Source organism: Telluria sp. ZT3P25, assembly GCF_059685895.1.
In genome coordinates this window covers 1,379,824-1,404,126 of the sequence record NZ_JCASIJ010000001.1, presented here as the reverse complement: position 1 = coordinate 1,404,126, position 24,303 = coordinate 1,379,824, and the positions used below count along the sequence as shown (strand labels likewise).

Annotated in this window: 23 protein-coding genes; 11 read left to right on the top strand and 12 right to left on the bottom strand. The window is 65.2% G+C overall.

Annotation, left to right across the window (positions count from 1 at the left end; translation table 11 throughout):
- The first annotated feature begins 14 nt into the window (after positions 1-14).
- On the top strand, positions 15-1,019 hold the full coding sequence (locus tag AC56LY_RS06445) for a response regulator (RefSeq protein ID WP_499577569.1): 1,005 nt from the start codon (positions 15-17) through the stop codon (positions 1,017-1,019).
- A 152-nt stretch (positions 1,020-1,171) separates the two neighbouring features.
- Here AC56LY_RS06445 and AC56LY_RS06440 read toward each other — a convergent pair whose 3' ends face one another.
- Positions 1,172-1,591: a hypothetical protein gene (locus AC56LY_RS06440; protein WP_499577567.1), complete on the bottom strand. Its 420-nt coding sequence runs from the start codon at positions 1,589-1,591 to the stop codon at positions 1,172-1,174.
- Between the two features lie 247 nt (positions 1,592-1,838).
- Complete coding sequence (locus AC56LY_RS06435; RefSeq protein WP_499577564.1) at positions 1,839-2,318, bottom strand: hemerythrin domain-containing protein; 480 nt, start codon at positions 2,316-2,318, stop codon at positions 1,839-1,841.
- Between the two features lie 192 nt (positions 2,319-2,510).
- Between AC56LY_RS06435 and AC56LY_RS06430 the strand changes: the two genes are divergently transcribed.
- On the top strand, positions 2,511-3,230 hold the full coding sequence (locus AC56LY_RS06430) for a sensor histidine kinase (RefSeq protein ID WP_499577562.1): 720 nt from the start codon (positions 2,511-2,513) through the stop codon (positions 3,228-3,230).
- Between the two features lie 76 nt (positions 3,231-3,306).
- On the opposite strand, the gene AC56LY_RS06425 is transcribed toward AC56LY_RS06430, so the two are convergent.
- From AC56LY_RS06425 to AC56LY_RS06415, 3 genes are all read right to left on the bottom strand, one after another.
- Entirely contained in the window at positions 3,307-4,608 is a 1,302-nt protein-coding gene (locus AC56LY_RS06425; RefSeq protein ID WP_499577560.1) for an NAD(P)/FAD-dependent oxidoreductase, read from the bottom strand.
- Between the two features lie 95 nt (positions 4,609-4,703).
- Positions 4,704-5,474, bottom strand: a complete 771-nt coding sequence (locus tag AC56LY_RS06420) for a LytR/AlgR family response regulator transcription factor (protein WP_499577559.1) — start codon at positions 5,472-5,474, stop codon at positions 4,704-4,706.
- Positions 5,471-6,733, bottom strand: coding sequence for a sensor histidine kinase (locus AC56LY_RS06415; RefSeq protein ID WP_499577556.1), 1,263 nt, complete (start codon positions 6,731-6,733; stop codon positions 5,471-5,473). The genes AC56LY_RS06420 and AC56LY_RS06415 overlap by 4 nt, the downstream gene beginning before the upstream one ends.
- Positions 6,734-7,067: 334 nt before the next feature.
- Here AC56LY_RS06415 and AC56LY_RS06410 point away from each other — a divergent pair, with 334 nt between their 5' ends.
- From AC56LY_RS06410 to AC56LY_RS06390, 5 genes are all read left to right on the top strand, one after another.
- Positions 7,068-7,832 (top strand): glycosyltransferase family 2 protein, encoded by a 765-nt coding sequence (locus AC56LY_RS06410; protein ID WP_499577555.1) that lies wholly within the window; start codon positions 7,068-7,070, stop codon positions 7,830-7,832.
- Positions 7,829-7,963 (top strand): hypothetical protein, encoded by a 135-nt coding sequence (locus AC56LY_RS06405; protein WP_499577554.1) that lies wholly within the window; start codon positions 7,829-7,831, stop codon positions 7,961-7,963. Before AC56LY_RS06410 ends, AC56LY_RS06405 begins: the two co-directional genes overlap by 4 nt.
- A 21-nt stretch (positions 7,964-7,984) precedes the next feature.
- Positions 7,985-8,533: a TVP38/TMEM64 family protein gene (locus AC56LY_RS06400; protein ID WP_499577553.1), complete on the top strand. Its 549-nt coding sequence runs from the start codon at positions 7,985-7,987 to the stop codon at positions 8,531-8,533.
- Positions 8,505-10,232 carry an ArnT family glycosyltransferase gene (locus tag AC56LY_RS06395; protein ID WP_499577552.1) on the top strand — a complete coding sequence of 576 codons (1,728 nt, stop codon included), beginning with the start codon at positions 8,505-8,507 and terminating at the stop codon, positions 10,230-10,232. Before AC56LY_RS06400 ends, AC56LY_RS06395 begins: the two co-directional genes overlap by 29 nt.
- Before the next feature lie 312 nt (positions 10,233-10,544).
- Positions 10,545-11,789 carry a DEAD/DEAH box helicase gene (locus AC56LY_RS06390; RefSeq protein WP_499577550.1) on the top strand — a complete coding sequence of 415 codons (1,245 nt, stop codon included), beginning with the start codon at positions 10,545-10,547 and terminating at the stop codon, positions 11,787-11,789.
- 375 nt (positions 11,790-12,164) lie between these two features.
- Here AC56LY_RS06390 and AC56LY_RS06385 read toward each other — a convergent pair whose 3' ends face one another.
- The 6 genes from AC56LY_RS06385 to AC56LY_RS06360 all read right to left on the bottom strand — a co-directional run bounded on the left by AC56LY_RS06385 (position 12,165) and on the right by AC56LY_RS06360 (position 17,725).
- Positions 12,165-12,593 carry a hypothetical protein gene (locus AC56LY_RS06385; protein WP_499577548.1) on the bottom strand — a complete coding sequence of 143 codons (429 nt, stop codon included), beginning with the start codon at positions 12,591-12,593 and terminating at the stop codon, positions 12,165-12,167.
- Between the two features lie 203 nt (positions 12,594-12,796).
- Positions 12,797-13,222, bottom strand: coding sequence for a GNAT family N-acetyltransferase (locus AC56LY_RS06380; protein WP_499577546.1), 426 nt, complete (start codon positions 13,220-13,222; stop codon positions 12,797-12,799).
- Between the two features lie 226 nt (positions 13,223-13,448).
- Positions 13,449-13,841, bottom strand: coding sequence for a VOC family protein (locus tag AC56LY_RS06375; protein WP_499577544.1), 393 nt, complete (start codon positions 13,839-13,841; stop codon positions 13,449-13,451).
- Positions 13,842-14,020: 179 nt separating this feature from the next.
- Positions 14,021-14,326 carry a hypothetical protein gene (locus AC56LY_RS06370; protein ID WP_499577542.1) on the bottom strand — a complete coding sequence of 102 codons (306 nt, stop codon included), beginning with the start codon at positions 14,324-14,326 and terminating at the stop codon, positions 14,021-14,023.
- Between the two features lie 134 nt (positions 14,327-14,460).
- Positions 14,461-17,166: a bifunctional acetate--CoA ligase family protein/GNAT family N-acetyltransferase gene (locus AC56LY_RS06365; RefSeq protein WP_499577540.1), complete on the bottom strand. Its 2,706-nt coding sequence runs from the start codon at positions 17,164-17,166 to the stop codon at positions 14,461-14,463.
- A 148-nt stretch (positions 17,167-17,314) separates the two neighbouring features.
- The gene (locus AC56LY_RS06360) at positions 17,315-17,725 is read right to left on the bottom strand and encodes a hypothetical protein (RefSeq protein WP_499577539.1); all 411 of its coding nucleotides are present in this window, start codon (positions 17,723-17,725) and stop codon (positions 17,315-17,317) included.
- Positions 17,726-17,837: 112 nt separating this feature from the next.
- On the opposite strand from AC56LY_RS06360, the gene AC56LY_RS06355 reads away from it, so the two are divergent.
- From AC56LY_RS06355 to AC56LY_RS06340, 4 genes are read left to right on the top strand one after another with little or no spacing between them, the layout of a single operon-like run.
- Entirely contained in the window at positions 17,838-18,251 is a 414-nt protein-coding gene (locus AC56LY_RS06355) for a hypothetical protein (RefSeq protein WP_499577536.1), read from the top strand.
- Positions 18,252-18,310: 59 nt separating this feature from the next.
- Positions 18,311-18,649: a hypothetical protein gene (locus tag AC56LY_RS06350; RefSeq protein ID WP_499577534.1), complete on the top strand. Its 339-nt coding sequence runs from the start codon at positions 18,311-18,313 to the stop codon at positions 18,647-18,649.
- Positions 18,649-20,040 (top strand): TolC family protein, encoded by a 1,392-nt coding sequence (locus AC56LY_RS06345; RefSeq protein WP_499577531.1) that lies wholly within the window; start codon positions 18,649-18,651, stop codon positions 20,038-20,040. The genes AC56LY_RS06350 and AC56LY_RS06345 overlap by 1 nt, the downstream gene beginning before the upstream one ends.
- Complete coding sequence (locus AC56LY_RS06340) at positions 20,037-21,443, top strand: multicopper oxidase family protein (RefSeq protein WP_499577529.1); 1,407 nt, start codon at positions 20,037-20,039, stop codon at positions 21,441-21,443. Before AC56LY_RS06345 ends, AC56LY_RS06340 begins: the two co-directional genes overlap by 4 nt.
- On the opposite strand, the gene AC56LY_RS06335 is transcribed toward AC56LY_RS06340, so the two are convergent.
- A complete protein-coding gene (locus AC56LY_RS06335; protein ID WP_499577528.1) occupies positions 21,440-24,190 on the bottom strand; it encodes an ATP-binding protein in 2,751 nt (916 codons plus the stop codon). The genes AC56LY_RS06340 and AC56LY_RS06335 overlap by 4 nt on opposite strands.
- Between the last annotated feature and the right edge of the window lie 113 nt (positions 24,191-24,303).

Sequence of the window (24,303 nt, the reverse complement as noted above, 5' to 3'; positions counted from 1 at the left end):
ATAAAGAGATAAGCATGCCGAGCAGACAAGACATTTTGAACGCCAAAATTCTGGTGGTAGACGATTCGCCCGACAATATCGAGCTGATGGAAGAGATATTGCGCGAAGAAGGCTACACCTGCGTCAGCTCGACCATGCTGCCGGAGCAGGTCTGCCCGCTCCATCGCGAACATAATTACGACCTGATCCTGCTCGACCTGCAAATGCCGGGTTTGAATGGCTTCCAGGTCATGAAGGGCCTCAAGGAAATTGAACAGGGCGGCTACCTGCCGGTCCTGGCACTGACGGCGCAGCCAAGCTTCAAGATCGCCGCACTCGAAGCCGGTGCACGCGATTTCATCAGCAAGCCGTTCGACCTGCTCGAAGTGCACAAGCGCATCCACAATATGCTGGAGGTGCGCCTGCTGTACAAGGAGCTTGCCCAGTACTCGAAAGCGCAGCAGGAGCTGGCGCTGCACGACGCCCTCACAGGCCTGCCAAACCGCCGCCTGCTGGAAGACCGCATCGAAACGGCGCTGCAGCATGCCAACCGCACGCATGCCAAGGCCGCGATCATGTATCTCGACCTGGATGGTTTCAAGGCGATCAACGACACCTATGGCCATGCCTATGGTGACGAGATCCTGAAAGCCGTCTCGCAACGCCTGCTGGCCAGTTCGCGCAAGGAAGACACGGTTGCCCGTCTGGGTGGCGATGAATTCATGGTTGTGCTGGGCGATATTCACGGCCTGGTCGACGCACAGGGGCCGGCGGCCAAGCTGGTCGAATCCCTGTCCGAGCCATTCTTCATCAACGACCTGACGCTGCGCCTGTCGACCTCGATCGGTATCAGCATTTACCCGGACGATGCCGAATCGGTCGACGCCCTGATCAATATCGCCGACTACGCACTGTACGAAGCCAAGCGTGCCGGCAAGAATCGCTTCTGCTCGCCAGCGGCCAACCGCCAGGCTGCGGCCAAGACCACCGGCGCCCCACTGGGGGCGCCGGTCCCGGAACTGGCAACGCCGCATCGCTGAGATCACCCTTCTCTGCACCTGGCTACCGACCGGGGCGTTCGCGCAAGCGAGCGCCCCGGTTTGCTTGTGTGGGCCAAACATTGACTGCCCTGACAAAAACAGGCCACGGAACCTTCGCTCCGTGACCTGTTCAGGTGTGCAACAACGTGTGATTAACGCTTTTCGCCTGGCGGGCAGTCGCGAATCGTGCTGGTCTCTTCGATCGAACGCGCATTCTGGTGATCACGCGCTGCGTCGACCATCTCGGGCGGCACTTCGATGCGGGTGATGCCGGCATCGACCGAGATCGGGTCGCTGGCCGGGAACGTCATTTCAACAGCGTCATCGAGCAGCGTCTGCTCGGCCTGCTCTTTGCTCGACGACGTCTCGCTGCCAGCGAGCGCCTTGATGGCGACAGCGAACGTGACTGCCTGCAGGCTTGCCAGGTCGCCGATGGTCTTGACGCCCAGCGTATCGGCCAGTGCAGTGGCTTGCTGCTCGCCGATGCCGCGCAAGGCGGACAATGGTGCGTCGGCCAATTCACGGAAAGTCTTGCCGCGGAACTGTTCATTTACGATGGTATCGATATTCATGGTGTGTCCTCTCTTATATAACGCCCCCGTCCTCGATGGAACCGGCTTGTTTTCAATATCGCATGGTGGCACGACCACGTATGTGCGGCAGCGAACGTCTTGGCGACCACACGATTGATTTATTTGCCAGATTGCACTTATGTCACATGAAATGATGCGCAGTCCGGAGAAGCGCGGCACGGCACTGCATCCTTAAGGGCGTAAAAAAGCCGGCCCCGGGAAGGCCGGCCGGTACTGCAATTACCTGTCAGACAGTCGCGAGGATTTCGTCGCGGCGGGCAGCCATTTCGGCGCCCATGGCCTCCAGATCGAGCTTTAGCTTACGCACTTTCGGGAACATTTCTTCTTCTTCCTCTTCGACGTGGTGCGACACGTACTCGCCCAGCACCTTCACCTTGGCGTCGTAGTAGTCGTCTTCAGGCTCGCCCTCTTGCACCTGGGCGATCAGGTCCTTGGCCGACGCGTGTTCGACAAAGGCTTCGTCGAGCATGTCTTCCATTTCCTTGGACGTTTCACGCAGCGCCGGGTAGAAAATCTCTTCCTCGATCGACGTGTGCATGATCAAGGCTTCGCAGATCTCGTTCGCCAGCTTTTTCTTGCTAACATTGGCACGCTCGCCCAGTTCTTCGTACTTGTCGAACATGTCTTTCACTTCGTCGTGCTGGCTCTTGAGAAGTTCCAGCGCATCCTGCGGGCCGCTCGTCTTTTTGCTTGTTGCTTTGGTCATGGTATTACCCCCGTATTGTTGGTTGAATGATGACTCGTTGGCCACATTGTCAGATTGCGCCTGACGCGCCATCCACACTGTTCGCAACCTCACACTCGGCGTGAACAGAACGAACCGCTCTTGCTGCACCCAATGCGCGACGGATAAATGACAATTGTTGTATGATTTGGGAAACATTTAATTGAGACCCTGATGACTGAACCGGTCCCACCGCATCCCGACCCGGAGCTCGAACGCCTGGTCGCGGCGCGCACTGCTGAACTCTCCGACATGGTGTCCTGGCTGGCCAACAGCTGGGACCAGGAGCGTCGCCAGCTTGCACGCCAGCTGCACGACAGCCTGGGTTCGTCGATGACGGCCCTGACGATGCACCTCGCCCTGCTCACGCAGCGCCTGCCCGCCGAGGACAAGGCACTACGCGACCGCGCCGCGCAGATGAAGGTCCTGCTCGGTGGTGTCATCGAGACCAACCGCCAGATGCAACTCGCGCTGTGGAACGACAAGCTCGAATTTTTGGGATTGCGCACGGCCCTGGCCGAGCTGGTGCCTGAATTCGGGGTTGAGCATGGCATCAAGGCGCACGCCAGCCTGCCCGAGGAAGACGGCGCCTGGTCGCGCGAACATGCCGTACTGCTGCTGCGCTGCGCCGAAGAAGGTTTGCGCAATGCCGCCGCCCACGCACAGGCCACACGCGTGGACGTGATCCTGGACGACGATGGCGAGATGGCCATGCTGACGGTGCGCGACGATGGCGTCGGCCCGAGCGACGATGCGCTGGGTGCCAGCGACCGCCACGGTCTGCGTCTGCTGCGCGAACGTGCCCGCACGCTCGGCGGCAACCTGACCCTGGTGCGCACGGAGAACGGTGGCGCCATGCTGCAGATGACGTTACCGCGCGAACTACCGGCCTAGGCAACAACCGGGGCGGACAATATGACAACGGCGGCCACTGGCCGCCGTTGTCGTTTCCGTCCCTACTGCTACCCGATCAGTGCAGCTTGACCAGCGGCGTGCTGCGCCGGATCAGGAAGCGCGCCACCGCCAAGAGGCCGGTGCGGGTAATGCCCATCACGGCGCGGTGGTGCATCAGGTGCAGGCTGGCGTACATCAGGCGCGCGATGCCGCCCTGCACGAACCAACTCGCACCGCGCAGCGAACCCATCAGGCTGCCGACACTGGTGTTCTGGCCGACCGACACCAGCGAGCCGTAGTCGCGGTATTCGTACGGTGCGGTCAGCGCTGGCTGGCCCTTGTCCATGCGCAGGAACGTCGTCACCAGATAATCGGCCTGCTGGTGCGCTGCCTGCGCACGTGGCGGCACCGGCAAGCCGTTGCCGTCGATGCACACGGCGCAGTCGCCCAGTGACCAGATCGCCTTGGCACCCTTGACCCGCAGGTGCGAATCGACATCCAGGCCACCGCCGCGCGCGGTCTGCAAGCCAAGCTTGCCGAGCATCTCGGGCGCGCGGATACCCGCCGCCCACACGCACAGGTCGGCCGGATACACATTGCCATTGGCGTCGAGCACCTTGTCGTTCTCGATGCCCGTGACGCGGCAATCGCTGACGACGCGGATGCCGCGCTTGTTCAGCAGGCCCAGCGCGGCATTCGACACGCGCTCGGGGAGCGGCGCAAGGATACGCGGCGCGCCTTCCAGGATCGTGATGCGCACGTCACGCTTGACGTCCATCCGTGCAAAACCGTAGCGCGCATAGGCACCGGACGCTTCGCGCAGTTCGGCTGCCAGCTCGACGCCGGTCGCGCCGCCACCGATGATGACGACGTCCAGGCCGGTTTCGCGGCCTTCTTCACGCTGCTGCTCGACCGCCAGCATCAGGCGCAGCATGCGCAGGCGGAAGCGTTCCGCGTCTTCGGTCGCGTTCAGCGAAATCGAGTGTTCCTGCGCGCCTGGCACGCCGAAATAATTCGAGGTGCTACCGATCGCGATCACCAGCGACGTGTACGCCAGGCGACGCGCCGGCAGCACTTCGTCGTGTTCGGTGGCCGAATACACGGCCCCGATCTCGATCGCCTGGCCGGCCTCGTCCAGCCCGGTCATTGGACCGAGCACAAAATTGAATCCATTGTCGTGCGCGAGCATCGCGTACGACAGACCTTCCTGGTGGATGTCCAGGGTGCCCGCCGCGACTTCATGCAGCGACGGTTTCCAGATGTGGTACAGGCGGCTGTCGACCAGCGTCACCTTCGTCGGGCCGAGTTTACGGCCCAGTTTGCATGCCAGCTCCAGACCGCCAGCGCCGCCACCCACGATCACGATATCGCTACGCAAGCTTGCCTCCTTCTTGATGCCAAGTCCGGCAACAACGCCGGGCTGATGGCCATCTGAGATTTTACTACGGCAACGTCGCGCGCGCTGACCTGTCCCTACATGTGACGAAAGAGCGCCATGAACGGCTGACTGACTGTCAACGTCTCGGGCCGGTTGCGCAGCCGGATGATGCCCTTGCCGCTGTCGTCGCGGGTCACGCCCGCCACGGCGCGCAGGTTGACGATCGTCGAGCGGTGCACCTGCCGGAACATGGCCGGATCGAGCACCTCGAGCAGGTCGCGGATGGGCTTGCGCAGCAGTGACTCGCCCTCGGCCGTCATGACCACCGTGTACTTCGAATCGGACTGGAAATACGCCACGTCGTCGACCAGGATCAGGCGCGTTTCGACGCCGCGGCTGGCCGTCAGCCAGACCAGCGGCTGGGCGCGCGGCGCCGGCGGCGCGACCGCCTGCAAGCGCGCCAGCAGCGCCGCCAGCTGTGTCGTATCCGCCACACCGCGCGCCAGCCGATCGCGCAGCCGGACCACGGTCGCGGCCAGCCGCTCGCGCCCGACCGGCTTGAGCAGGTAGTCGACGGCGCCGCGGTCGAACGCGTCGAGCGCATATTGGTCATACGCAGTCACGAACACGATCTCGGTGCGTAACCCTGCCGCCAGCACGCTCGAGGCCACTTCCAGGCCCGACAGGCCCGGCATGCGGATATCGAGGAACGCAACCTCCGGCTGATGCGTGGCAATGGCGTCGAGCGCACTGCCACCATCGTCGCAGGCGGCCACGATCTCGAGGTCCGGCCACACCTCGCCCAGCAGCTTGACCAACTCTTCCTGCAGCAGCAGTTCATCTTCGGCAATCACGCAACGGGTCATGTGCGCACCCCCGCGCCCTGCAGCGCCAGCGGCACCGTGATGGTGGCGGCCACGCCGCTCGGGAAGTTGGCGACGATGGTAAAGCTCGCCATGCTGCCGTAGCCGAGGCGCAGGCGCTCGCGCACATTGCGCAGCCCGATGCCGGTGCCGGCGGTCTCGAGCGAGAAGCCGCGGCCGTCGTCGGCCACCGTGACGGCCGCCGCATTGTCGATGGCGCGCGCCAGGATCCAGACAGTGCCGCCACCCGGCTTGGGCTCCAGCCCGTGCTTGATGGCGTTCTCGACCAGCGTCTGCAGCATCATCGGCGGAAACACGAGCCGGCGCAGTTCGTCCGGCACATCCACCTGCAGCGCCAGGCGCGGCCCCATCCGGATGGCCAGGATATCGAGGTAGGCGCGCGCCCGTTCCAGCTCTTCGCCCAGCGTCGACGGCGCATCTTCCGTGCGCGGCAGCGAATGGCGCAGGTACTGGATCAGGTTGCCCAGCATGGCGTCGGCGCGCGCAGGATCGGTGCGCGTGAGCACCTGGGCGCTGGCCAGCGTGTTGTACAAAAAATGCGGCTCGACCTGGGCGTGCAGCAGGTTCAGGCGCGCGACCGTCAATTCTTTCTCGGTCGCGCTCTCGCGCACTGCCTGCGTTTCCAGACGGCGCCGCTCGGCGATGCGGCGCGTGATGGCGCGCACGATGGCGTCGGCGTTTTCCAGATTGCTGCCCTGGTCGACCAGGAACCAGTCGATCCAGGCCGGGTCTTCCGGTTCGCAGATCAAGGTGACGCTACCGGCCGCGTCGCCATTGGGCGTGATCGTGGCGCGGATCTGGTTACGCCAGGTGGACAGGCGGGCCAGCGCAGCGCCGGCCGACGCATTGCCGCCATACAGGTCGGTGCGCTCGACTTTGGCGCGCACCTGCAGGCTGTCGCGCGCGCTGTCGACAGCAGTGACGCCGGGCAGTTCGCGGATCGCGGCGTCGATCATGTCGAACGCTTCGCCGGCCTCGAACGGGATCTCGATCTGGCGCCGCTGGCGGTTTGCCAGCGTGGCCGCGTTCACGGTACCGGCCAGCAGCCGCACGCGGCGGGTGTGCGAGAACGCGATCAGAAGAACCCAGCCGACCAGCGCAAAACCGAGCAGCGCCGCATAGCCGCCGAGGTTCAGATCGATACCATGCAGCACGGTGTCGCTGATGAAAATACACAGCGCCAGATACACCGCGCCCCAGGCAACAACCAGGCGGCCGTGGTGGAAAAAACTCGACATCATGATGGGCTTTCAAGCGTTGAAGAATGGCGCCAGCATAGGCAAGCCATAGGTCGCAAAACAGCATTATGCGACGAAGCCGGGACTGGGCCGACGAAACCGGCCCGGGCGGCGTTAACCGCGTCTTGTACGGCGTTCTTGCCCACGCCGGATAACGAAGGGCCGCCCGTGCGCCTGACAGCAGGTTTCGCTGTTCATCGCGGTCCTGCGCACTTATACTTCCCTGTATTTACACTACTGAGCACATGGCTGCCGCCTTGTGCATAGACGCCTGCTGCTGGCTGAGACGATCCGACTCACAGAATGTTTTCTTCGATCGCTTTCACGATTGGATGACATGACTGACAAGACGAACGACAAGCACGCGTACCTGGTATCGGTACTGATTCCCGCACGGGATGAAGCCGGCAACATCGGGCATCTGGTGGACGAACTCCATCACGCCCTCGCCGGCCAGCTCGCGTACGAAGTCGTGCTGGTGGACGACGGCAGCAACGACGCGACGGGCGCCGTATTCCTGCAGCATTGCCGGCAACGGGGCACGCCGGCACGGCTGATCCGCCACGCGCACAGTGCCGGGCAAAGCACCGCGCTCTGGACCGCCGCGCGGCATGCCAGCGGGCGTTTCATCGTCACGATCGATGGTGACCGCCAGAACGACCCGGCCGATATCCCGGCGCTGGTGGCACATGGGCTGACCATGAGCGACACCCACCAACATTTCTGCATTGCCGGCTTTCGCAAGAACCGGCGCGACACGCGCTGGAAGAAACTCCAGTCGCGCATTGCCAATGCCGTGCGCCGCCGGATCCTCGACGACGGGGTGCCCGATACCGGCTGCGGCCTCAAGCTGGTGCCGCGCGCCACCTGGCTGTGCCTGCCCTATTTCGACCACATGCACCGGTTCGTGCCGGCACTGGTCAAGCGCCTGGGTGGCGTCATTGCCGTCGTGCCGGTACACCATCGCCATCGTACCGCCGGCATCTCGAAATACACGGCCTGGAACCGGTTGTGGGTGGGCATCATTGACATGTGGGGGGTCAATTGGCTCATCCGTCGCACCAGGGTGCCGCTGATCGAGCGGATGGACGTTCTGCCGTGAAGCCGGCACTGCGATTGCTGTTCAAGCCGCTATTGCTGACCGGCGTGCTGACGCTGGGCTTCGTCTCGTTGCATTTCCAGTGGTGGGGCGCGTTCACCGAACTGGATCTGCTGAACCGCTTGTTCCGGTAGCACCCGGCGATGGCCTGGCCCGTGTTCGCGTTGATCGGCATCCTCTATACCGCGCTTGGCGGCCCGCGCCAGGTACTGGCCTTCATGTGCGGCTGGCTGATGGGTGGTCTCCCTGGTGCTTTGCTGAGCACCGTCCTCACCGGCTGTGGCGCCGTGCTGGCCATCCTGTGCGTGCGCCACATCGGCACGACCTGGATCCAGGATCGCTACGGCGATCGCGTCTCCCTCATCGGCCGGTTGCTGGCCCAGGACACGTGGCTGTGGGTCTGTACGGTGCGTCTGATGCCGGTCGGCAGCAACCTGGTAACCAATATTGCCGTGGGCCTGGCAAGGCTGAGCACGCCAGCGGTGTTCTGGGGCAGCCTGCTGGGCTACCTGCCGCAAATGCTGCTGTTCAGCTTTGCCGGCGCCGGCCTGGCCCTGCACGACGAGCAGCAACTCTGGATCAGCCTGCTGACGCTGGCGCTGTCCACGCTGCTGGTTCTCTACCTCTACCACCATGGCTTCAAACAGCGGCTGCAGGAAGTCCGGGAACATACGCATGCAACGCGCGCACACGCCGGGCATTGAGCGGGCCGCAAGCTGGTGGCCGTGGGTCGTGGCGCTGACGGTCATTGCCCTGTTCGCCGGCATCGGACTGCGCGACCCGTGGCCTGCCGACGAACCCCGCTTTGCGCAGGTGGCGCGTGAAATGGTGGAATCGGGCCAGTGGCTGTTCCCCACGCGCGGCGGCGAGTTCTATCCCGACAAGCCGCCCATGTTCATGTGGCTGATCGCGCTCTGTTACCAGCTGACCGGGCAACTGCGGATGGCGTTTTTGGTACCCAGTGCGCTGGCCGGGCTGGGCACGCTGTGGCTTGTCTTCGATCTGGGTCGTCGCCTGTGGGGCGAGCCCGTCGGGCGCTCTGCCGTGCTCGCCCTCGTGTTCACGCCGCAGTTCCTGTTGCAGGCCAAGGGCGCGCAGATCGATGCCGTGGTCTGCTTCTGGATCACGCTCGGCTGCTATGGACTGGTGCGCCACTTCCTGCTCGGCCCTGCCTGGGGCTGGTATGCCGCCAGCTGGGTGGCGATGGCACTGGGTATCATGACCAAGGGCGTCGGGTTCTTGCCGGCGCTGATGCTGATACCGCTCGCGCTCTGGCGCCGCGGCGCCGACGGCTCCGCGCAACCGGTCTGGGGCCGGCGTGCGTGGTGGGGCCCCGCCCTGCTGCTAGGCACGCTTGCGCTGTGGCTGGTGCCGATGTGGCTGGTGGTCGAACGCGTCCACAGTCCCGACTTGCTGGCCTACCGCGACAACATTCTGCTGCGGCAGACCGCCCAACGCTACGCCAATGCATGGCATCACATCAAGCCATGGCACTATTACCTGACGACGGCGCTGCCGGGCATGTGGTTTCCGCTGGTCGTGCTGTTCCTGCTGCAACTGCGCACCATCAAGCAGCGGTGGTCGTCAGATGCGGCGCTGCGCGTATTGCTGAGTTGGGTCGGACTCGTCGTGCTGTTTTTCTCTGTCAGCCCCGGCAAGCGTGAAGTGTATATCCTGCCGGCGCTGCCGATGTTTGCCCTGGCACTGGCGGGTGTCTGGGAACAGGTGCCGGTCGAGGGCCGCCGCACCACGGCGCGCCTGCTGCGCGCAGCGCTCGGGCTGATCGGCGTGCTGCTGATGGCGCTGGCAACGTTCGCACTGGTTGCGCCGGACCGGCTGCCATCGCGCGCGAACGATGACATGGATGCCGTCGTGGCACTGGCGCCGGGCTTGCTGATTCTGGGGCTGGCGCTGGCCGGCATCGTCGTGCTGCTGCGCCGGCGCGCATTGTTCGAACAACTCGCGCTGGCCAGCGTGCTGGCCTGGCTGTTCATCGGCTTCTGGCTGTGGCCGGCTCTCAACCCGCATCGCACGCCCCGCGCCATCATGCAGCAACTCGAACGCCGCATCGGACCCGACACGCAGGTCGGCCTGCTCGAGTTCAAGGAACAGTTCCTGTTGTTCGCCGCTCGGCCGCTGGTCCACTTCAGCTATCTGGCGCCACTGGCCGAGCAGGAACGGCGCGCCTGGCACTGGATGCGCGCCGACCCGACGCGCATGCTGCTGCTTCCCGATCACCTTGCGCTGCAGTGCTTCGACCTGTCGCAGCAACGCAGCCTTGGCCAAGCCCACAGGCGCAACTGGATCCTGCTCGACGCATCGGCGATGCGGGAGCGCTGCGACGGGCCTGCCGACGCCGTATCCTACCGCTACGTCCCGTTGAAACTGGATCTCCTGCAGTGATGGCGCGCGCCCGCGCGCCTGCGGCCGGCGTATGATGGTTGTTCGCCATCCGGAGGTCTATCATGCAACCACGCACCATTTCCGCCGCTGTGCTGACACTGGCCTGCCTGTTGCTCGGCGGTTGCCGCGAACACAATGCACCGGCCCAGCCGATCGCGCATCCATCTCCAACTACAGCAACCACAGCAACATCGTCCTGACCCCGCAGCGCCGGGCGTTCCACCCCGCCCGGTCCGCGTCACGATGATCGCCATGCCGGCCCCGGCAGGTTAAACTGCGGCCTGTCCCTATTTGTCGCAAGGTTTCCTGCCCATGTCGTTTGCTTCCCTCGGCCTGATCGAGCCGATCGTCCGCACCCTGGACGCCCTCGCCTACCACACGCCCACCGCCGTTCAGGAACAGGCCATTCCCGCCATCCTGGCTGGCAACGACGTAATGGCTGCTGCCCAGACCGGCACCGGCAAGACCGCCGGCTTCACGCTGCCGATCCTGCAGCGCCTCGTCATGGGCGGCAAGGTCGGCAACAATGCGGCGCGCGCGCTGATTCTGGTGCCCACCCGCGAACTGGCCGAGCAGGTGCACGAAAGCGTGCGCACGTATGGCGAAGGCTTGCCACTACGCTCGATGGTTGCCTACGGTGGCGTGAGCATCAATCCGCAGATGATGACGCTGCGCAAGGGCGTGGACGTTCTCGTCGCCACTCCGGGCCGCCTGCTCGACCTGCACCGGCAGAACGCGGTGCACTTCAACGAAGTCAAAACGCTGGTGCTGGACGAAGCCGACCGCATGCTCGACCTGGGCTTTGCGCGCGAGCTCGACAACATCCTGAAACTGCTGCCGAAGAAACGCCAGACGCTGTTGTTCTCGGCAACGTTCTCGGACCCGATCCGCGCACTGTCGAACCAGATGCTGCGCGAACCGGTGCGCATCGAAGCGTCACCGCGCAACACGACGGTTGCCGCGATCCGCCAGTGGGTCATTCCGGTCGACAAGAAGCGCAAGGCCGCGCTGTTCGTGCACCTGCTCGAACGGCGCGACTGGACACAGGTGCTGGCCTTCGCCCGTACCCGCAAGGGTGTCGACGAGCTGGTCGGGCTGCTGGAATCGAAAGGCATACCGGTCGACTCGATCCACGGCGACAAACCGCAGCCGGCGCGCCTGCGCGCGCTCGACCGTTTCAAGGCCGGTGAGGTGCGCGTGCTGATCGCCACCGACGTCGCCGCGCGTGGTATCGACATCGATGACCTGCCCGCCGTGATCAACGTGGATTTGCCGATCGTGGCCGAGGACTACGTGCACCGCACCGGCCGCACGGGCCGCAAGGGCGCCAGTGGCGAAGCGGTGTCACTGGTATGCGCCGACGAGGTCGAGCAACTGGCGGCGATCGAGGTGCTCACGCGCCAGACGCTCGAACGCGTGGAAGAGCCGGGCTATGCACCCGAGCATCGGGTACCGGTGACCGATGCGAAAGGCCAGATCGTCAAGAAGCCGAAAAAACCCAAGAAGCCCAAGGGCAATGCACCCGTGGTCAGCGAGGACGTGCGCTTTCGACGTTAAGAGCGCCTGACAACATCGTTCGACATACTGCCAACAGATGAGCGAGCAGGCAAGTGAGAGAAACGCCTGGTGGATGTCTGCTCGTCGCTGATGTGGTGTGCACGGACAACGGATGGATAAACGGTAGATCCTGTGCTAGCAGGATGTCTATCCATTTTTGCGCTTGTGCCTGCGTGTTTGTCATAAGGATGCTCTAGAAAACGCGACTCTGGTTGATCGTGCGATTGGCGGGCTGGCGGGCTGGTTGGGGAACCTCGGCTCCTGGCAGAACCCGGTCCGTCAGGCTAGCATGGACAGTTGTCTGTTTAAAAATCCAGCGGTGGCCACGAGAGGCCGGAAACGTCCCTGAGCGAACTGTCACAGCAGAGTCATTCGTCAGTGCTTTCCATTACATGCCGACTCGGCAGTAACTTCAGTCGACACCGTCGAACGCAAGATTTTCCTCAGGCGTTCGCCTAATGCCTGGGCAGCGGCCGCGCTTACATTTGAATGAATGCCAATGTCGTAGCAGCCAGCGTTCACAACATTGATAACCGATATATACGATTTATCCGCGCTTTCGAACGAATAAACATAGCGTCCGCCTGCTCGCAAATAATCTGCCATGCCCGCCTCACTCAACGCCGTGAAGCCGCTGGCGTTGGCGAAATCTCTTACTGCGACCCTTATCAAGGCTGCCTCATTATCGTTCATTGGACGCACAGCAAGCGAGTACTGAACGTGCCGCGTTTCATATGAACAAGCAAGGATCGACGCAAAAAGCAGTGATAGCAATGTGTTCCGAATGTATGTACGTTCGATCATCTGTCCACATGAGGTCAGCAGTTAGAGAGATATGGACCTCAGAAGTGTCGTCCTGTCTGTTCATCCGTTTTCGAAGGTCTTCTTGAGAAGCTAACGCCCGCTCGTGGTGGAACCCGACCGTTCAGGCCAGCTTGGCAAGTTGCCAGGTTGAAAATTCAGCGGTGGCTGCGACAGGCTGAACCGTCCCGAACCTGACGCCGGAGTCACAACAAAAATTTAACGAAACGCATGCGCTTTTCTTCATAGCCGTTTTGCTCATAGAACAAGTGCGCTCGAGTGCGCGCAATGCTGCTGGACAATTCGATTTGTGAACAGCCGTGCTGCATCGCAAACCGCTCTGCAGCGGTCAATAAGTGTGCTCCTACGCCCGAACTCCTGCATTGGTCATCGACCACTAACGCAGATAGTAGAGCCCATGAGCCTTTGACATGTAACGGCTTCATGATGTGCACGATCGCGACTCCGACAGTGCTGCCACAATCCTCTGCTACAAATGCCTGTCCCAAGGAACCGCAGCGCAGCGCATGAAGCTGCTTCTCTACTTGCTCTGGTTCAGCTAAATATCCGAGCTGTCCAAACAAATGAACGATGCGCTCCAGGTCCTCAGTCACAGCCGTACGAATTGTCATCTTGGGTAAATACGAGGATTACGTAGGTCCGTTTTTGGTCCAACCCGGCCGGTCAGCTGAGCATATCAGACCACCAAGGCGGAACCGTCACGGACTTTCACGAAGGGCAGGAACCGCCCCGGAGTGGACGCTGCGGGCTGCTCGACGCCGGGCACTGATGTTGCCAAACTACCAAGATAACTGGGCGCCGCACACGAAGCGTTTCAAGATGGGCCTGCTGTAACCGTTACGGCATCCGGTGCAGCGCGCAGAGCTTGTTGCCGTCTGGGTCGCGTACGTATGCGAGGCAGACGCCGCCGGCCGGCGTATCGCGCACGCCTGGCGGCTGTTCGATCGATTGACCGCCATGGGCTACTGCCACGTCGTGAAAAGCTTGCACCTGCTCCGGCGAGCTGCACTTGAAGCCGACAGTCGCGCCGTTGGCCACAGTCGCCGGTTCGTCGTTGATCGGCTCGCTGATGCAGAAGCTGCTGCCGTCGTGGATGTAGAACAGGCGCGTATGGCCCGATGCAGCCACGTTGCGGATGGGTTCGCTGGCGCCGAGGAGGCCAAGGACGGCATCGTAAAATTGTTTGGACCGGTCGATGTCGTTGGTGCCGACCATGATGTGATTGAGCATATTGCCTCCTGATTTATGACGGTCGTATGGTAGCGCGGTAGCGGCTTTGTTGCACAGATCGGCCTGGGCGGTGCAGCATGGTCACGGGATAAGCTGACGGCACTGCCCGAGAATGTTGCAGCCAAAGAAAGTAACAGGTTTTATCAGGCATTCCAAGCCGGCCTTGCGCCGCGCTCGCATCAAGCGCCGCTGTGCGCAGGCGCCAGGGCGCGCCGACGCGCCAGAGCGCGCTCGCACAGCGCGCCAACGGCGTACAGCAGCAGGAAAACCGGCATCACGAACAAGCCATACGCTTCGGGCCACGACAGGAATTGAATGACGCGGCCAAGCCCCAGCGCCTGGGCCAGCCCCAGTTGGCCGGCAATCGGCAACTGCAGGAAGGTGAGCTGCGCCGCACCGTCGTCGCCGGCAAGCGACACGACGCCGACGCAGACAAGAAGGAAGATCGCATACGGTGTGCACAACAACAAACCGAGTCGGGACATCGGGAACGCAGGGTCGGGCCCTGTTGACAAGAGGCAGTGCGGATCGTCACGACGTGACAGGGCGACAAACACTGTCACCTTACCACCGCAAAACAGCCCAAAATCCTCTGAATGTCACATGGCGCGAGAAACGGTTAACGTAATGCGAGGCGCATGTTTCGGGTGCCGTCCTCGCGGTCGATCGTTACCTCGAAGCCCAGCTTTTTCACCATCGCGACGATGCGCGAATTCTGCGGCAGCGCTTCGCCGACGATCTCGCCAGTGCCACGCGCGCGGCAATACCGGATCAGCTTTTCCATCATGATGCGTCCCAGCCCGACCCCTTTCAGGTCCGAGCGCACGGTGACGGCAAATTCGGCGCTCGTGTTGTCCGGATCGGCCACGACACGGGCCACTGCCAGCGTCTCGAACACCCCATCCGCATTCTTGCGGGTGGCGATGAAGGCCATCTCGCGGTCGTAGTCGATCTGCGTGAAGCGCGCCAGCTGCGACGGCTGCAGTTCGCGGATGCGCACGAACATCCGGTAACGCACGTCGTCGGGCGTGAGCGCGTCGAAGAACGCCAGGTGCGCCGGGCCGTCTTCCGGGCGGATCGGGCGCAGCAGGAGCGGCGCGCCCTGCCACTCGATCGTCTCTTCCAGCTCGCGCGGATAGGGCCGGATCGCCAGCCGGTCGAGCGTGCTGCCCGAGCGGTCGGCCAGCGCCAGCCGCATGCGCGCGTCGAGCACGATGGCGCCGCGGCTGTCGACGACGAGCGGGTTGATGTCCAGCTCGACGATTTCAGGAATATCGGAAATCAGGCGCGAGACCTGGATCAGCACCGCCAGCACGGCGTCGAGATTGGCGGCAGGCCGGTTGCGGTAGCCGGCCAGGAGGCGCGCCACGCGCGTGCGATCGACCAGGTCGCGCGCCAGCACCAGATTCAGCGGCGGCAGGCCAACCGAATAATCGTCGAGTACTTCGACCGCCACACCGCCCTGCCCGAACACCAGCACCGGCCCGAACACCGGGTCGAGCGCGGCGCCGACGATCAGTTCGTGGCCGTGCGTGCGGCGGCACATGGCCTGCACCGAAAAGCCGTCGAAGCGCGCCTGCGGAAACAGCTCGCCCAGCCGACCACGCATACGCAGCGCGGCGGCGCGCACGGCGTCTTCCGAATCGAGGTCGAGCGTCACGCCGCCGACGTCGGACTTGTGCATCACGTCGGGGGTGAGGATCTTGACAGCAACCGGGAACCCGATCGCGCGCGCTGCCGCCACGGCCGCGTCGGCGTCAAGGGCGGCGCGCGTCTCGACCAATGCCAGACCATACGCGCGCAGGATCGCCTTGGTCTCGGGATCGGACAGCAGCAGGCGTTTGGCGGCGATCGCTTCGCGCACCAGTGCGCGCGCAGCGCTGCGATCGGGCGCCATATGGCCTGCCATCGACGGCGGCACTTCCATCAGCAGGTTCTGGTTGCGCCGGTAGTTCACCAGTTGCAGAAAGCCGTTAACGCCGTCTTCGGGCGTGCGGTACGTGGGCATGCGCGCCTCGGCCGCAATCGCGCGCGCGGCCACGACCGACGCGCCGCCCAGCCAGCACGACAGGATCGGGCGCGAAGCGGCGCGTGCCAGTGGCGCGATCGCGTTGGCCACATCGCGGCTGTCGACGGTTGCCGTGGGCGAATGCACGACCAGCACGGCATCGATCTGCGGATCGGCCAGCAGCACGTCGAGCGCCGCGGCGTAGCGCTCGGGCGGCGCGCCGCCGGACAGGTTGACCGGATTGGCACGCACTGGATTGCCGGGCTGCGCACCATTCCAGCCGGCCGGCAGCACGGCATCGAGCCGCGCGATCGATTCGGGTGACAGTGTCGCCGCCGTGCCGCCGCCGTAGCGCAAGGCGTCGCGCGCCAGCACGCCGGGCCCCAGACCGTTGCTGACGATGGCCAGGCGCTCGCCATGCAGCACGCGCGCGTAGGCCAGCGTCTCGACTGCTGCGAACAACTGCTCGGTAGTGTGCACGCGCAGCATGCCGGCGCGCCGGATCGCGGCATCGAACACGTCGTCTTCACTGGCCAGCGCCCCGCTTTCGCTGGCGGCCGGTCGCGCGCCTTCGGTATCGCTGCGCGACTTGAGTACGATCACCGGCTTGCTGCGCGCGGCGGCGCGCGCGGCCGACATGAACTTGCGCGCGTAGCGCAGCTGGTCGACATACAACAGGATCGCGCCGGCGTTGCCATCGCTGGCCAGGTGGTCGAGCACGTCGCCCAGGTCGACGTCGGCCGATTCGCCCAGCGAGATGAAATGCGAAAAGCCGATGCCGCGCGTGCGCGCCCAATCGAGCACACCCGTCATCAATGACCCGGACTGCGAAACGAAGGCAATCCGCCCCGGCAACGCCCCGCTGTGGGCCACGCTGGCGTTCAGGCCCAGGCCAGGGACCAGCAGGCCCGCGCTGTTCGCGCCGAGCAGACGCAGCAGATACGGGTGCGCCGCGTCCAGCGTGGCCTGGCGCAGGCTGCGCCCGCGCGCATCGCGCCCGCGCGCCAGGCCGCTGCTGAGCACCACCGCTGCGCGCGTGCCGCGCTCGCCCAACTGGCGCACCAGTTGCGGCACGGTGGGTGCCGGCGTGCAGATAACGGCCAGGTCGGGCGCCTCGGGCAAGTCGGCCACGCTGGCATAACACGGCAGGTCGCCCAGCTGCGTGTATTTGGGGTTGACGGCAAACAGCTTGCCCTTGAAGCCGCCGCCCTGCAGATTGGCCAGCAGTGTGGCGCCCATGCTGCCAGGACGCGCCGAGGCGCCGATCAGCGCCACCGACTTTGGCGCGAACAGATGCTGCAGATTACGGACGCTCATGAAAGCACCGGGGAGGTGCGCGGGATGGCCGGGCGGTTCGGAAGACGGGCGACATGCGACATGGGTGGGACCTTTGCGTCAGTGGCGTCAAGGAACACCAGCATAACGCCACGGCGCGCTGCAGCGCGCACAAAATCCCATGCAGCAGCTAGCGGAAGGCGAATATCGCGCCGATGCGCCGCTCGGGCAGTGCGCGCAGCGCCGCCGAACGGGCCAGCAGTTCGCGCATCAGGCCATCGGCCAGGCCCGGCGTGTGGTAGGCCACGACGGCGGCATCGAATGCCACCTCGGCCATGCAGCTGCGCATGCACTGCGCTTCGGGCAGGTCGCACAGCGTCACGGCCGCCAGCATCTCGTCGGACGCCGGCGGCAACACGGCGTAGAAACGCACGCGGAACTGGCGATCGAGCAGCATGCTGCCGTTCAGGAAACGGTCGACACCGACATCGAACAACACCTGTGCGATGACTTCGGCCGCCCTGTCCGCGACTTCTTCCCGATTTTTCCTGCGCCGCAGAGCGAGCAGCCGCTCGATCAACACCATGCCTGCCCTTGTCATTGGATTGTCATTGAATCAACCCGGCATGCTATCAGCCGCTCCCCTGCCCCGCAAGCATCACAGTTGCCATCGTGACGACAGTGTTGCGCCGACGCCATGCTAAAATTGCCGCGTGAACCATCCCGTCCATGTCTGTCTGCGCCGCGTGTTTGTCTGGCTGCTATTGCTGGCAATTCCCTTCCAGGGCATTGCGTCGGCAGGCATGCTGGCGTGCACACACGCGTCGATGCAGCATGGCGTCGCTGCACCCCAGGCAGCCATGCACCACCCGGCGGCGAACGCGGCGCATTGTCACGAGGCCGGGCCGCAGGTCGCCAAGGCCACGGACCATGCATCCGCGAGCCATGACCAGGAGCGCTGCAGCGCCTGCGCCGCCTGCTGTATCGGCGCTGCCGTGGCCGGCGCACCAACACTTCCCGCCGCGCAGCACACCTGGTCGACGCGGCTGCCTGATACGGCCACCGGCCGCCTCGAGGCCGTCGACCTGGCCTTCCCCGAACGACCTCCCCGCTTCCAGCTCGCCTGAATCAGCAAGCCGCCGCGCCACGCTGCGCGGCATCACTGCATTTCACTGAACGAGGAATCATGTCGACCATCTTTCTACGACAGCCGCTGCTGCTGGCCTGCGTGCTGGCTAGCACGCTGGTGCCTGCCACAGCGCAGACCAGCCGCGTCACCGATCCGGACGCCGCCGTACCGGAAACCCGCTACCAGCCGGCGCACGTCCTGCGCGCACCCGCTGCATCAGGCGCCACGACGATCACGCCCGATCGAATGTGGCAGGAACACAACCGGATCGTGGCGGGCCAGCCCGGCCATGCCGGCCACGGCAAGCCGGCGGCGGATCCGCACGCGCATCACCACGCGCATCACCACGAATCCACTCCTGCCCCTGCACAGCCAAAGCATGAGGAGCACCACTGATGGCCCGCCCAATAGTATGGCGCGCCGCACCGGTGCTCGCATGCGGCCTTCTGCTGGCCGGGTGCGCCGGCGTCGCGCCCGAACGCGCCTTCGAGGCCAGCGCCGCTGCCGCGCAGGCGCGCACGGGCGTCGACGCGCGGCTATTGCGCAGCGATGCCGATCGCAAGGCCCTGCAGGCAGAGATCGACACGCTGCTGCAGGCGCCGCTCACGCAATCCGCCGCCGTGCAGATCGCCGCGCTGAACCACCCTGGCCTGCAAGCCACCTACTGGGAAGCCGGCATCGCCCAGGCCGATGTGGCCCAGGCCGCGCGCCTGCGCAATCCCGGCTTCGGATTTTCGCGCATGGACGGTGGCGGCAACCGGGAAATCGAGCGCTCGGTGTCGATCGATCTGGCGGGCCTGCTCACGATGCCGCTGCGCCAGCGCATGGCCGCGCGGCGCTTTGACGAAACGACGCTGCGCGTGGCCGCCGCCATCGAGCGCCACGTCAACGCCACCCGGCGCGCCTGGATCGAGGCCGTGGCAGCGCGCCAGGCCCTGACCTATGCGCGTCAGGTGGCCGACGCCGCCGATGCGTCAAGCGCACTGATGGCGCGCATGACCCAGGCCGGCAATGCCAGCGCACTGGACCTGGCGCGCGAAGCGGCCTTCCACGCCGAAGCCGGCGCCGGCGTGCTGCGCGCCGACCGCCTGGCCAACGCTGCGCGCGAACATCTGACGCGCCAGCTCGGCCTGTGGGGCGCGCAGGCGCTCTACACGCTGCCAGAGCGCTTGCCCGACCTGCCGGCGGCGCCCGCCGAACTGACCGGCATCGAGCGCACGGCGCTGAACCAGCGCCTGGACGTGCAGGTTGCGCGCGCCGCCGCCAGCGGCACCGCTGCGGACCTGGGCCTCACCCGCACCACGCGCTTCGTCAATGTGCTAGACCTGGGCTATGCGAACAAGAGCGAGACGGGCGAGCCAAAGAGTGATGGATACGAGATCGGCCTGGAGCTGCCGCTGTTCGACTGGGGCGGCGCCCGCGTAGCGCGCGCCGAAGCGCTGTACACGCAGTCGCTCGGCAAGGTCGCGGCCGTCGCGGTCAACGCCCGCAGCGAAGCGCGCGCCGGCTACCTCGGCTACCGCGCCAGCTATGACGTGGCACGCCACTACCGCGACCAGGTGATCCCGCTGCGCAAGCAGATCGCGGACGAGACGCTGCTGCGCTACAACGGCATGCTGGCCAGCCCGTTCGAGCTGCTGGCCGACGCGCGCGAACAGGCTGGTGCGGTCCACGCCACCATCGAGGCGCTGAAGGATTTCTGGCTGGCCCAGGTCGACCTGGAAACCGCCATCGGCACGCGCCTGCCGGCGCCATCGACCACTGATACGAAGGACACCCCACCATGACCAACCGCAGATCGTTCCTGACCGGCGCCGGGGCCGGCATCACGGCACTGGGCGCTTCTCTCGTGAGCCGTGCCGGCGCGGCGTCGCTGCCGGAAGCCCCGACCCATACATCCAGCGCCACCGCCGCGCCGCTGGCCCCGACGGGCGGGCGCCCGTACAACCCCGTCGTCACGCTCAACGGCTGGACGCTACCGTGGCGCATGACGGACGGCGTCAAGGAATTCCACCTGGTGGCCGAACCGGTCGTGCGCGAATTCGCGCCCGGCATGCAGGTCAATCTGTGGGGCTACAACGGCCAGAGCCCGGGCCCGACCATCGAAGTGGTCGAAGGTGACCGGGTGCGCATCTTTGTCACCAACAAGCTGCCCGAACACACCAGCGTGCACTGGCACGGCCAGTTGCTGCCGTGCGGGATGGATGGCGTGACGGGCCTGACCCAGCCCGGCATCCAGCCCGGCAAGACCTTCGTCTACGAATTCGTCGCGCGCCATGCGGGCACCTTCATGTACCACCCGCATGCCGACGAGATGCAGCAGATGGCGATGGGGATGATGGGCTTCTGGGTCACGCACCCGAAGAATCCGCGCCAGCACGCCGTCGATCGCGACTACGTGATGCTGCTGTCCTCGTACGATATCGAACCGGGCAGCTACACGCCGCGTACCAACACGATGCTCGACTTCAACCTGTGGTCCATCAACAGCCGCGTATTCCCGGGCCTGGACCCGATGGTCGCGCGCCTGGGCGACAAGGTGCGCATCCGCGTCGGCAACCTGACGATGACGAACCACCCGATCCACCTGCACGGACACCGCTTCGAAGTAGCTGGCACCGATGGCGGCTGGGTGCCGAAGTCGGCGCGCTGGCCCGAGGTGACGACCGACGTCGCCGTCGGCCAGATGCGTGCGATCGAGTTCGTGGCCGATGCGCCGGGCGACTGGGCCTTCCACTGCCACAAATCGCACCACACGATGAATGCAATGGGCCATGACGTGCCAACGCTCATCGGCGTCGATCATCGCGGTGTGGCCGAGAAGATCAACAAGCTGGTACCGGGCTATATGGTCATGGGCGACAAGGGTGGCTCGATGGGCGACATGAAGATGCCGCTGCCGGCCAACACGCTGCCGATGATGAGCGGCGACGGCCCGTTCGGCAACCTGGAGATGGGCGGCATGTTCACGGTGCTGAAAGTGCGCGAAGGCCTGAAGCGCGGCGACTACAGCGACCCTGGCTGGTACCGGCATCCGGCCGGCACGGTGGCGCGCGAATGGACCGGCGACGGCACGCTACCGCCAGCGCCACGCGCACCGGACGCCCGCCCCGCCCCGGCGCCCGCCGGTGAGGCGATGGATGCGCGCAAGCCCGGCGCGAACGACATGACCGGGCACGAGCACCACTAGCCGGCGGCGGCGGGGGCTTCGGGCGCTTCGGGTACCTTGCGCAGCAGCGCGATCAGCTGCGGCGGCGCGACCGGCTTGGTGAAGTGCTCGTCGAAGCCGGCGGCCAGCGAGGCGGCGCGGTCTTCCTTGCGGCCACGTCCCGTCACGGCCACCAGGTAGGGCCGCGGCGCGTCCTGCGCCAGGATGCCCGCCAGTTCCAGACCATCCATGTGCGGCATGCCCAGGTCGAGCACCGCAATGCGGGCCGGCCGTTCACGGTGCAGGCGCAGCGCTTCGGCGCCATCGTGCGCCACCATCACGGTCGCGCCTTCCGAGCGAAGCAGCCAGGCCAGCGATTCCGCTGCATCCACATTGTCGTCGGCGACCAGGATATGCTTGCCCAGCGCCGCGCCATCGGGCACAGGGAGCACGTTGCCAGGCGCCATGACCGGCTCCTCGCACAGGCGCAGGCGCACCAGGAAGGTCGCGCCGCGGCCCGGCCCGTCGCTGTCGGCCCAGATGCTGCCGCCATGCAGTTCGACGAATCCCTTCGCCAGCGACAGACCGATCCCCAGGCCGCCCTGCGCCAGGTGGCTGGCGCTGCCGGCCTGCACGAACGGATCGAACACGCGTTCAAGCATGTCGGGCGCCAGCCCCACGCCGCTGTCGGCCACCCAGGCAATGGCCTGGTCGTCTTCGCGCCGCAAGCCCAGTTCGAGGCCGCCGCCCGGTGGCGTGTATTTCGCCGCGTTCGTGATCAGGTTGGCGAATACCTGCGTCAGGCGCAGCGGATCGGCGTCGACCCAGAGCGGCTCATCGGCCACGCGCAGCGCCACCTGGTGGCGGCCGGCCTCGATCAGCGGCATGCTCGTTTGCAGGGTTTCGCGTAGCAGACGGCCCAGGTCCACGCGCACGCGGCGCAGTTCGATCTTGCCGCGGCTGATGCGCGACACGTCCAGCAGGTCGTCGAGCAGGCGCGCCATCTGGTCGGTCTGGCGCGCCACCATGGCCGCAATCCATGCGATGCGTTCCGGTGCGAGCGACTTGCTGCGCAGGAGCGAGGCTGCGTTGGCGATCGGCGCGAGCGGATTGCGCAATTCGTGCGCGAGCGTGGCGATGTAGACGTCCTTGCGCCCGTCGGCTTCGCGCAGGCTGTGCATTGCCGCTTCGCGTTCGGACACGTCCAGCACCAGCGAAAACACGGTCTGGATCGCGCCTGCCTCGTCGACCAGCACCGAGTTATACCATTCGCAGCACAGCGCGCGCCCGTCGCGGGTGCGGTTGCGGTTGGCCGATTTGGCGTAGCGCGTGTTGGAATCGACCAGGCGCGCGATCATCGCATCGACCTGGCCGGCATCGCCCTCGTGAATCATGCCGATGCGGTCGATCCGCCGGCCGATCGCATCGGCTGCAGGCCAGCCGAACAATTCTTCGGCGCGGCGGTTCCACAGCGTGATGACGAGGTCGCGGTTCCATTCGATCACGGCCAGTGGCGTGTTCTCGATCAGGTAGCGGGTCTGGTCCAGCGCCCGGGCCAGCGCCGCACTGGCTTCGGTGCGCCCGGAGATATCGTCGATGACAATCACGGCCGCCGCCAGTTCGGCAGCGCTTTCGCGCAGCGGTGCGCCGCTGACCGCGTACACGCGGCGCGCCCCCTCCTGCACGCTCTCGATCATGGCATCGTGAAAGGCCAGGCCGCCGATCGCGCGCGCCACCGGCTCGCGGACCAGGTCGAGCATGCCCCCGACGCCATCGGCCGCGAAGTGGCGCGCCATCTGCGTGGCCTGGTCGTTGGCCATCACGCAGCGGCCCTCCCGGTCGACGATCAGCACACCGTCGGGCAACTGGCGCAGGACGGTGCCAAGCAGGCTTTGCCACTGGGCATGGGCACGCGTTTCGATCATTTCCTGGAACGTCGCATGCAGGCGTGCATGCAGCGCGATATTGTCGATCGCCAGCGCGCCCAGCACGAACAGCGACGTGGACAGGCCGTACAGGCGCCCGGCATAGAACCCCAGGTCGAACAGGCCGGTGTTGAACACGCACGACAGGCCCACTTCGAACACCCAGGCCGCCATTGCCACGGTCAGCCAGACATCGAGCACGGTGCGCGGGCGCTTTTGCACGGTGGCGTACAGCACGTAGATCGACAGGACCAGTATGCCAGCCGAGATGCCATGGTAGAGCGGCAACGTGCGCGTGCCGTCGATCAGTCTGGGCAGATACGGCGCGCCGGTCGTCCCGACCAGCACCAGCAGCGACACGAACAGCACGGTGAGCAGCGCGCCGATGCGCATGAAGTGCGGTGGCAACGGCGCACCCGCCAGGCGCCCGCGCGCACTGCGCGAGTAGCCAAGCACGAACAGCGGATACAGCGCGTGCCAGGTTGCGTGCAGCCAGGCGGCAGTCTGCGGATTACCGCCGAGCACGCCCTGGTCGCCAAGCAGGCCGTGGAACGTGAGCATGTGGGCGCCGGCGATCAGCGCCGTGAACAGGTAGCCGAGGGCAAGGATGCCCAGGGCCAGCGAACGCCGTGTGTGGACATGACCGAGCAGCAGGATGCCGGTAACGAAGTTACTGGCGATCAGCGTCGACAGATAGATCGGCAGGAATTCCGGCGCCCGCGGCAATGGCACGCCGGCCGCTGGCACCAGCACGGCGAACCCCAGCGCCAGCGCCGCCAGCACCAGCACGGCGCTGCGCAGCTGAGCGTTGCCGGGCGGATGCCTGACCAGGTCGATCGGTTCTGCGAGCACACCGTCTCTCATGAGGATTCCGCTGACTGGGTCGGTCGGAGATGCACTGGGTTTGGTATTGATCTTTCTACAAAATATAGCGCATATGAATATTGTTCGGGGGTGTATTTATCCGCTTATCGTCC

Coding starts and splice junctions, on each gene's coding strand:
- AC56LY_RS06445 (WP_499577569.1), top strand. CDS start 15: ATGCCGAGCAGACAAGACATTTTGAACGCCAAAATTCTGGTGGTAGAC.
- AC56LY_RS06440 (WP_499577567.1), bottom strand. CDS start 1,591: ATGAATATCGATACCATCGTAAATGAACAGTTCCGCGGCAAGACTTTC.
- AC56LY_RS06435 (WP_499577564.1), bottom strand. CDS start 2,318: ATGACCAAAGCAACAAGCAAAAAGACGAGCGGCCCGCAGGATGCGCTG.
- AC56LY_RS06430 (WP_499577562.1), top strand. CDS start 2,511: ATGACTGAACCGGTCCCACCGCATCCCGACCCGGAGCTCGAACGCCTG.
- AC56LY_RS06420 (WP_499577559.1), bottom strand. CDS start 5,474: ATGACCCGTTGCGTGATTGCCGAAGATGAACTGCTGCTGCAGGAAGAG.
- AC56LY_RS06415 (WP_499577556.1), bottom strand. CDS start 6,733: ATGATGTCGAGTTTTTTCCACCACGGCCGCCTGGTTGTTGCCTGGGGC.
- AC56LY_RS06410 (WP_499577555.1), top strand. CDS start 7,068: ATGACTGACAAGACGAACGACAAGCACGCGTACCTGGTATCGGTACTG.
- AC56LY_RS06395 (WP_499577552.1), top strand. CDS start 8,505: ATGCAACGCGCGCACACGCCGGGCATTGAGCGGGCCGCAAGCTGGTGG.
- AC56LY_RS06390 (WP_499577550.1), top strand. CDS start 10,545: ATGTCGTTTGCTTCCCTCGGCCTGATCGAGCCGATCGTCCGCACCCTG.
- AC56LY_RS06385 (WP_499577548.1), bottom strand. CDS start 12,593: ATGATCGAACGTACATACATTCGGAACACATTGCTATCACTGCTTTTT.
- AC56LY_RS06380 (WP_499577546.1), bottom strand. CDS start 13,222: ATGACAATTCGTACGGCTGTGACTGAGGACCTGGAGCGCATCGTTCAT.
- AC56LY_RS06375 (WP_499577544.1), bottom strand. CDS start 13,841: ATGCTCAATCACATCATGGTCGGCACCAACGACATCGACCGGTCCAAA.
- AC56LY_RS06370 (WP_499577542.1), bottom strand. CDS start 14,326: ATGTCCCGACTCGGTTTGTTGTTGTGCACACCGTATGCGATCTTCCTT.
- AC56LY_RS06365 (WP_499577540.1), bottom strand. CDS start 17,166: ATGAGCGTCCGTAATCTGCAGCATCTGTTCGCGCCAAAGTCGGTGGCG.
- AC56LY_RS06360 (WP_499577539.1), bottom strand. CDS start 17,725: ATGACAAGGGCAGGCATGGTGTTGATCGAGCGGCTGCTCGCTCTGCGG.
- AC56LY_RS06350 (WP_499577534.1), top strand. CDS start 18,311: ATGTCGACCATCTTTCTACGACAGCCGCTGCTGCTGGCCTGCGTGCTG.
- AC56LY_RS06345 (WP_499577531.1), top strand. CDS start 18,649: ATGGCCCGCCCAATAGTATGGCGCGCCGCACCGGTGCTCGCATGCGGC.
- AC56LY_RS06340 (WP_499577529.1), top strand. CDS start 20,037: ATGACCAACCGCAGATCGTTCCTGACCGGCGCCGGGGCCGGCATCACG.
- AC56LY_RS06335 (WP_499577528.1), bottom strand. CDS start 24,190: ATGAGAGACGGTGTGCTCGCAGAACCGATCGACCTGGTCAGGCATCCG.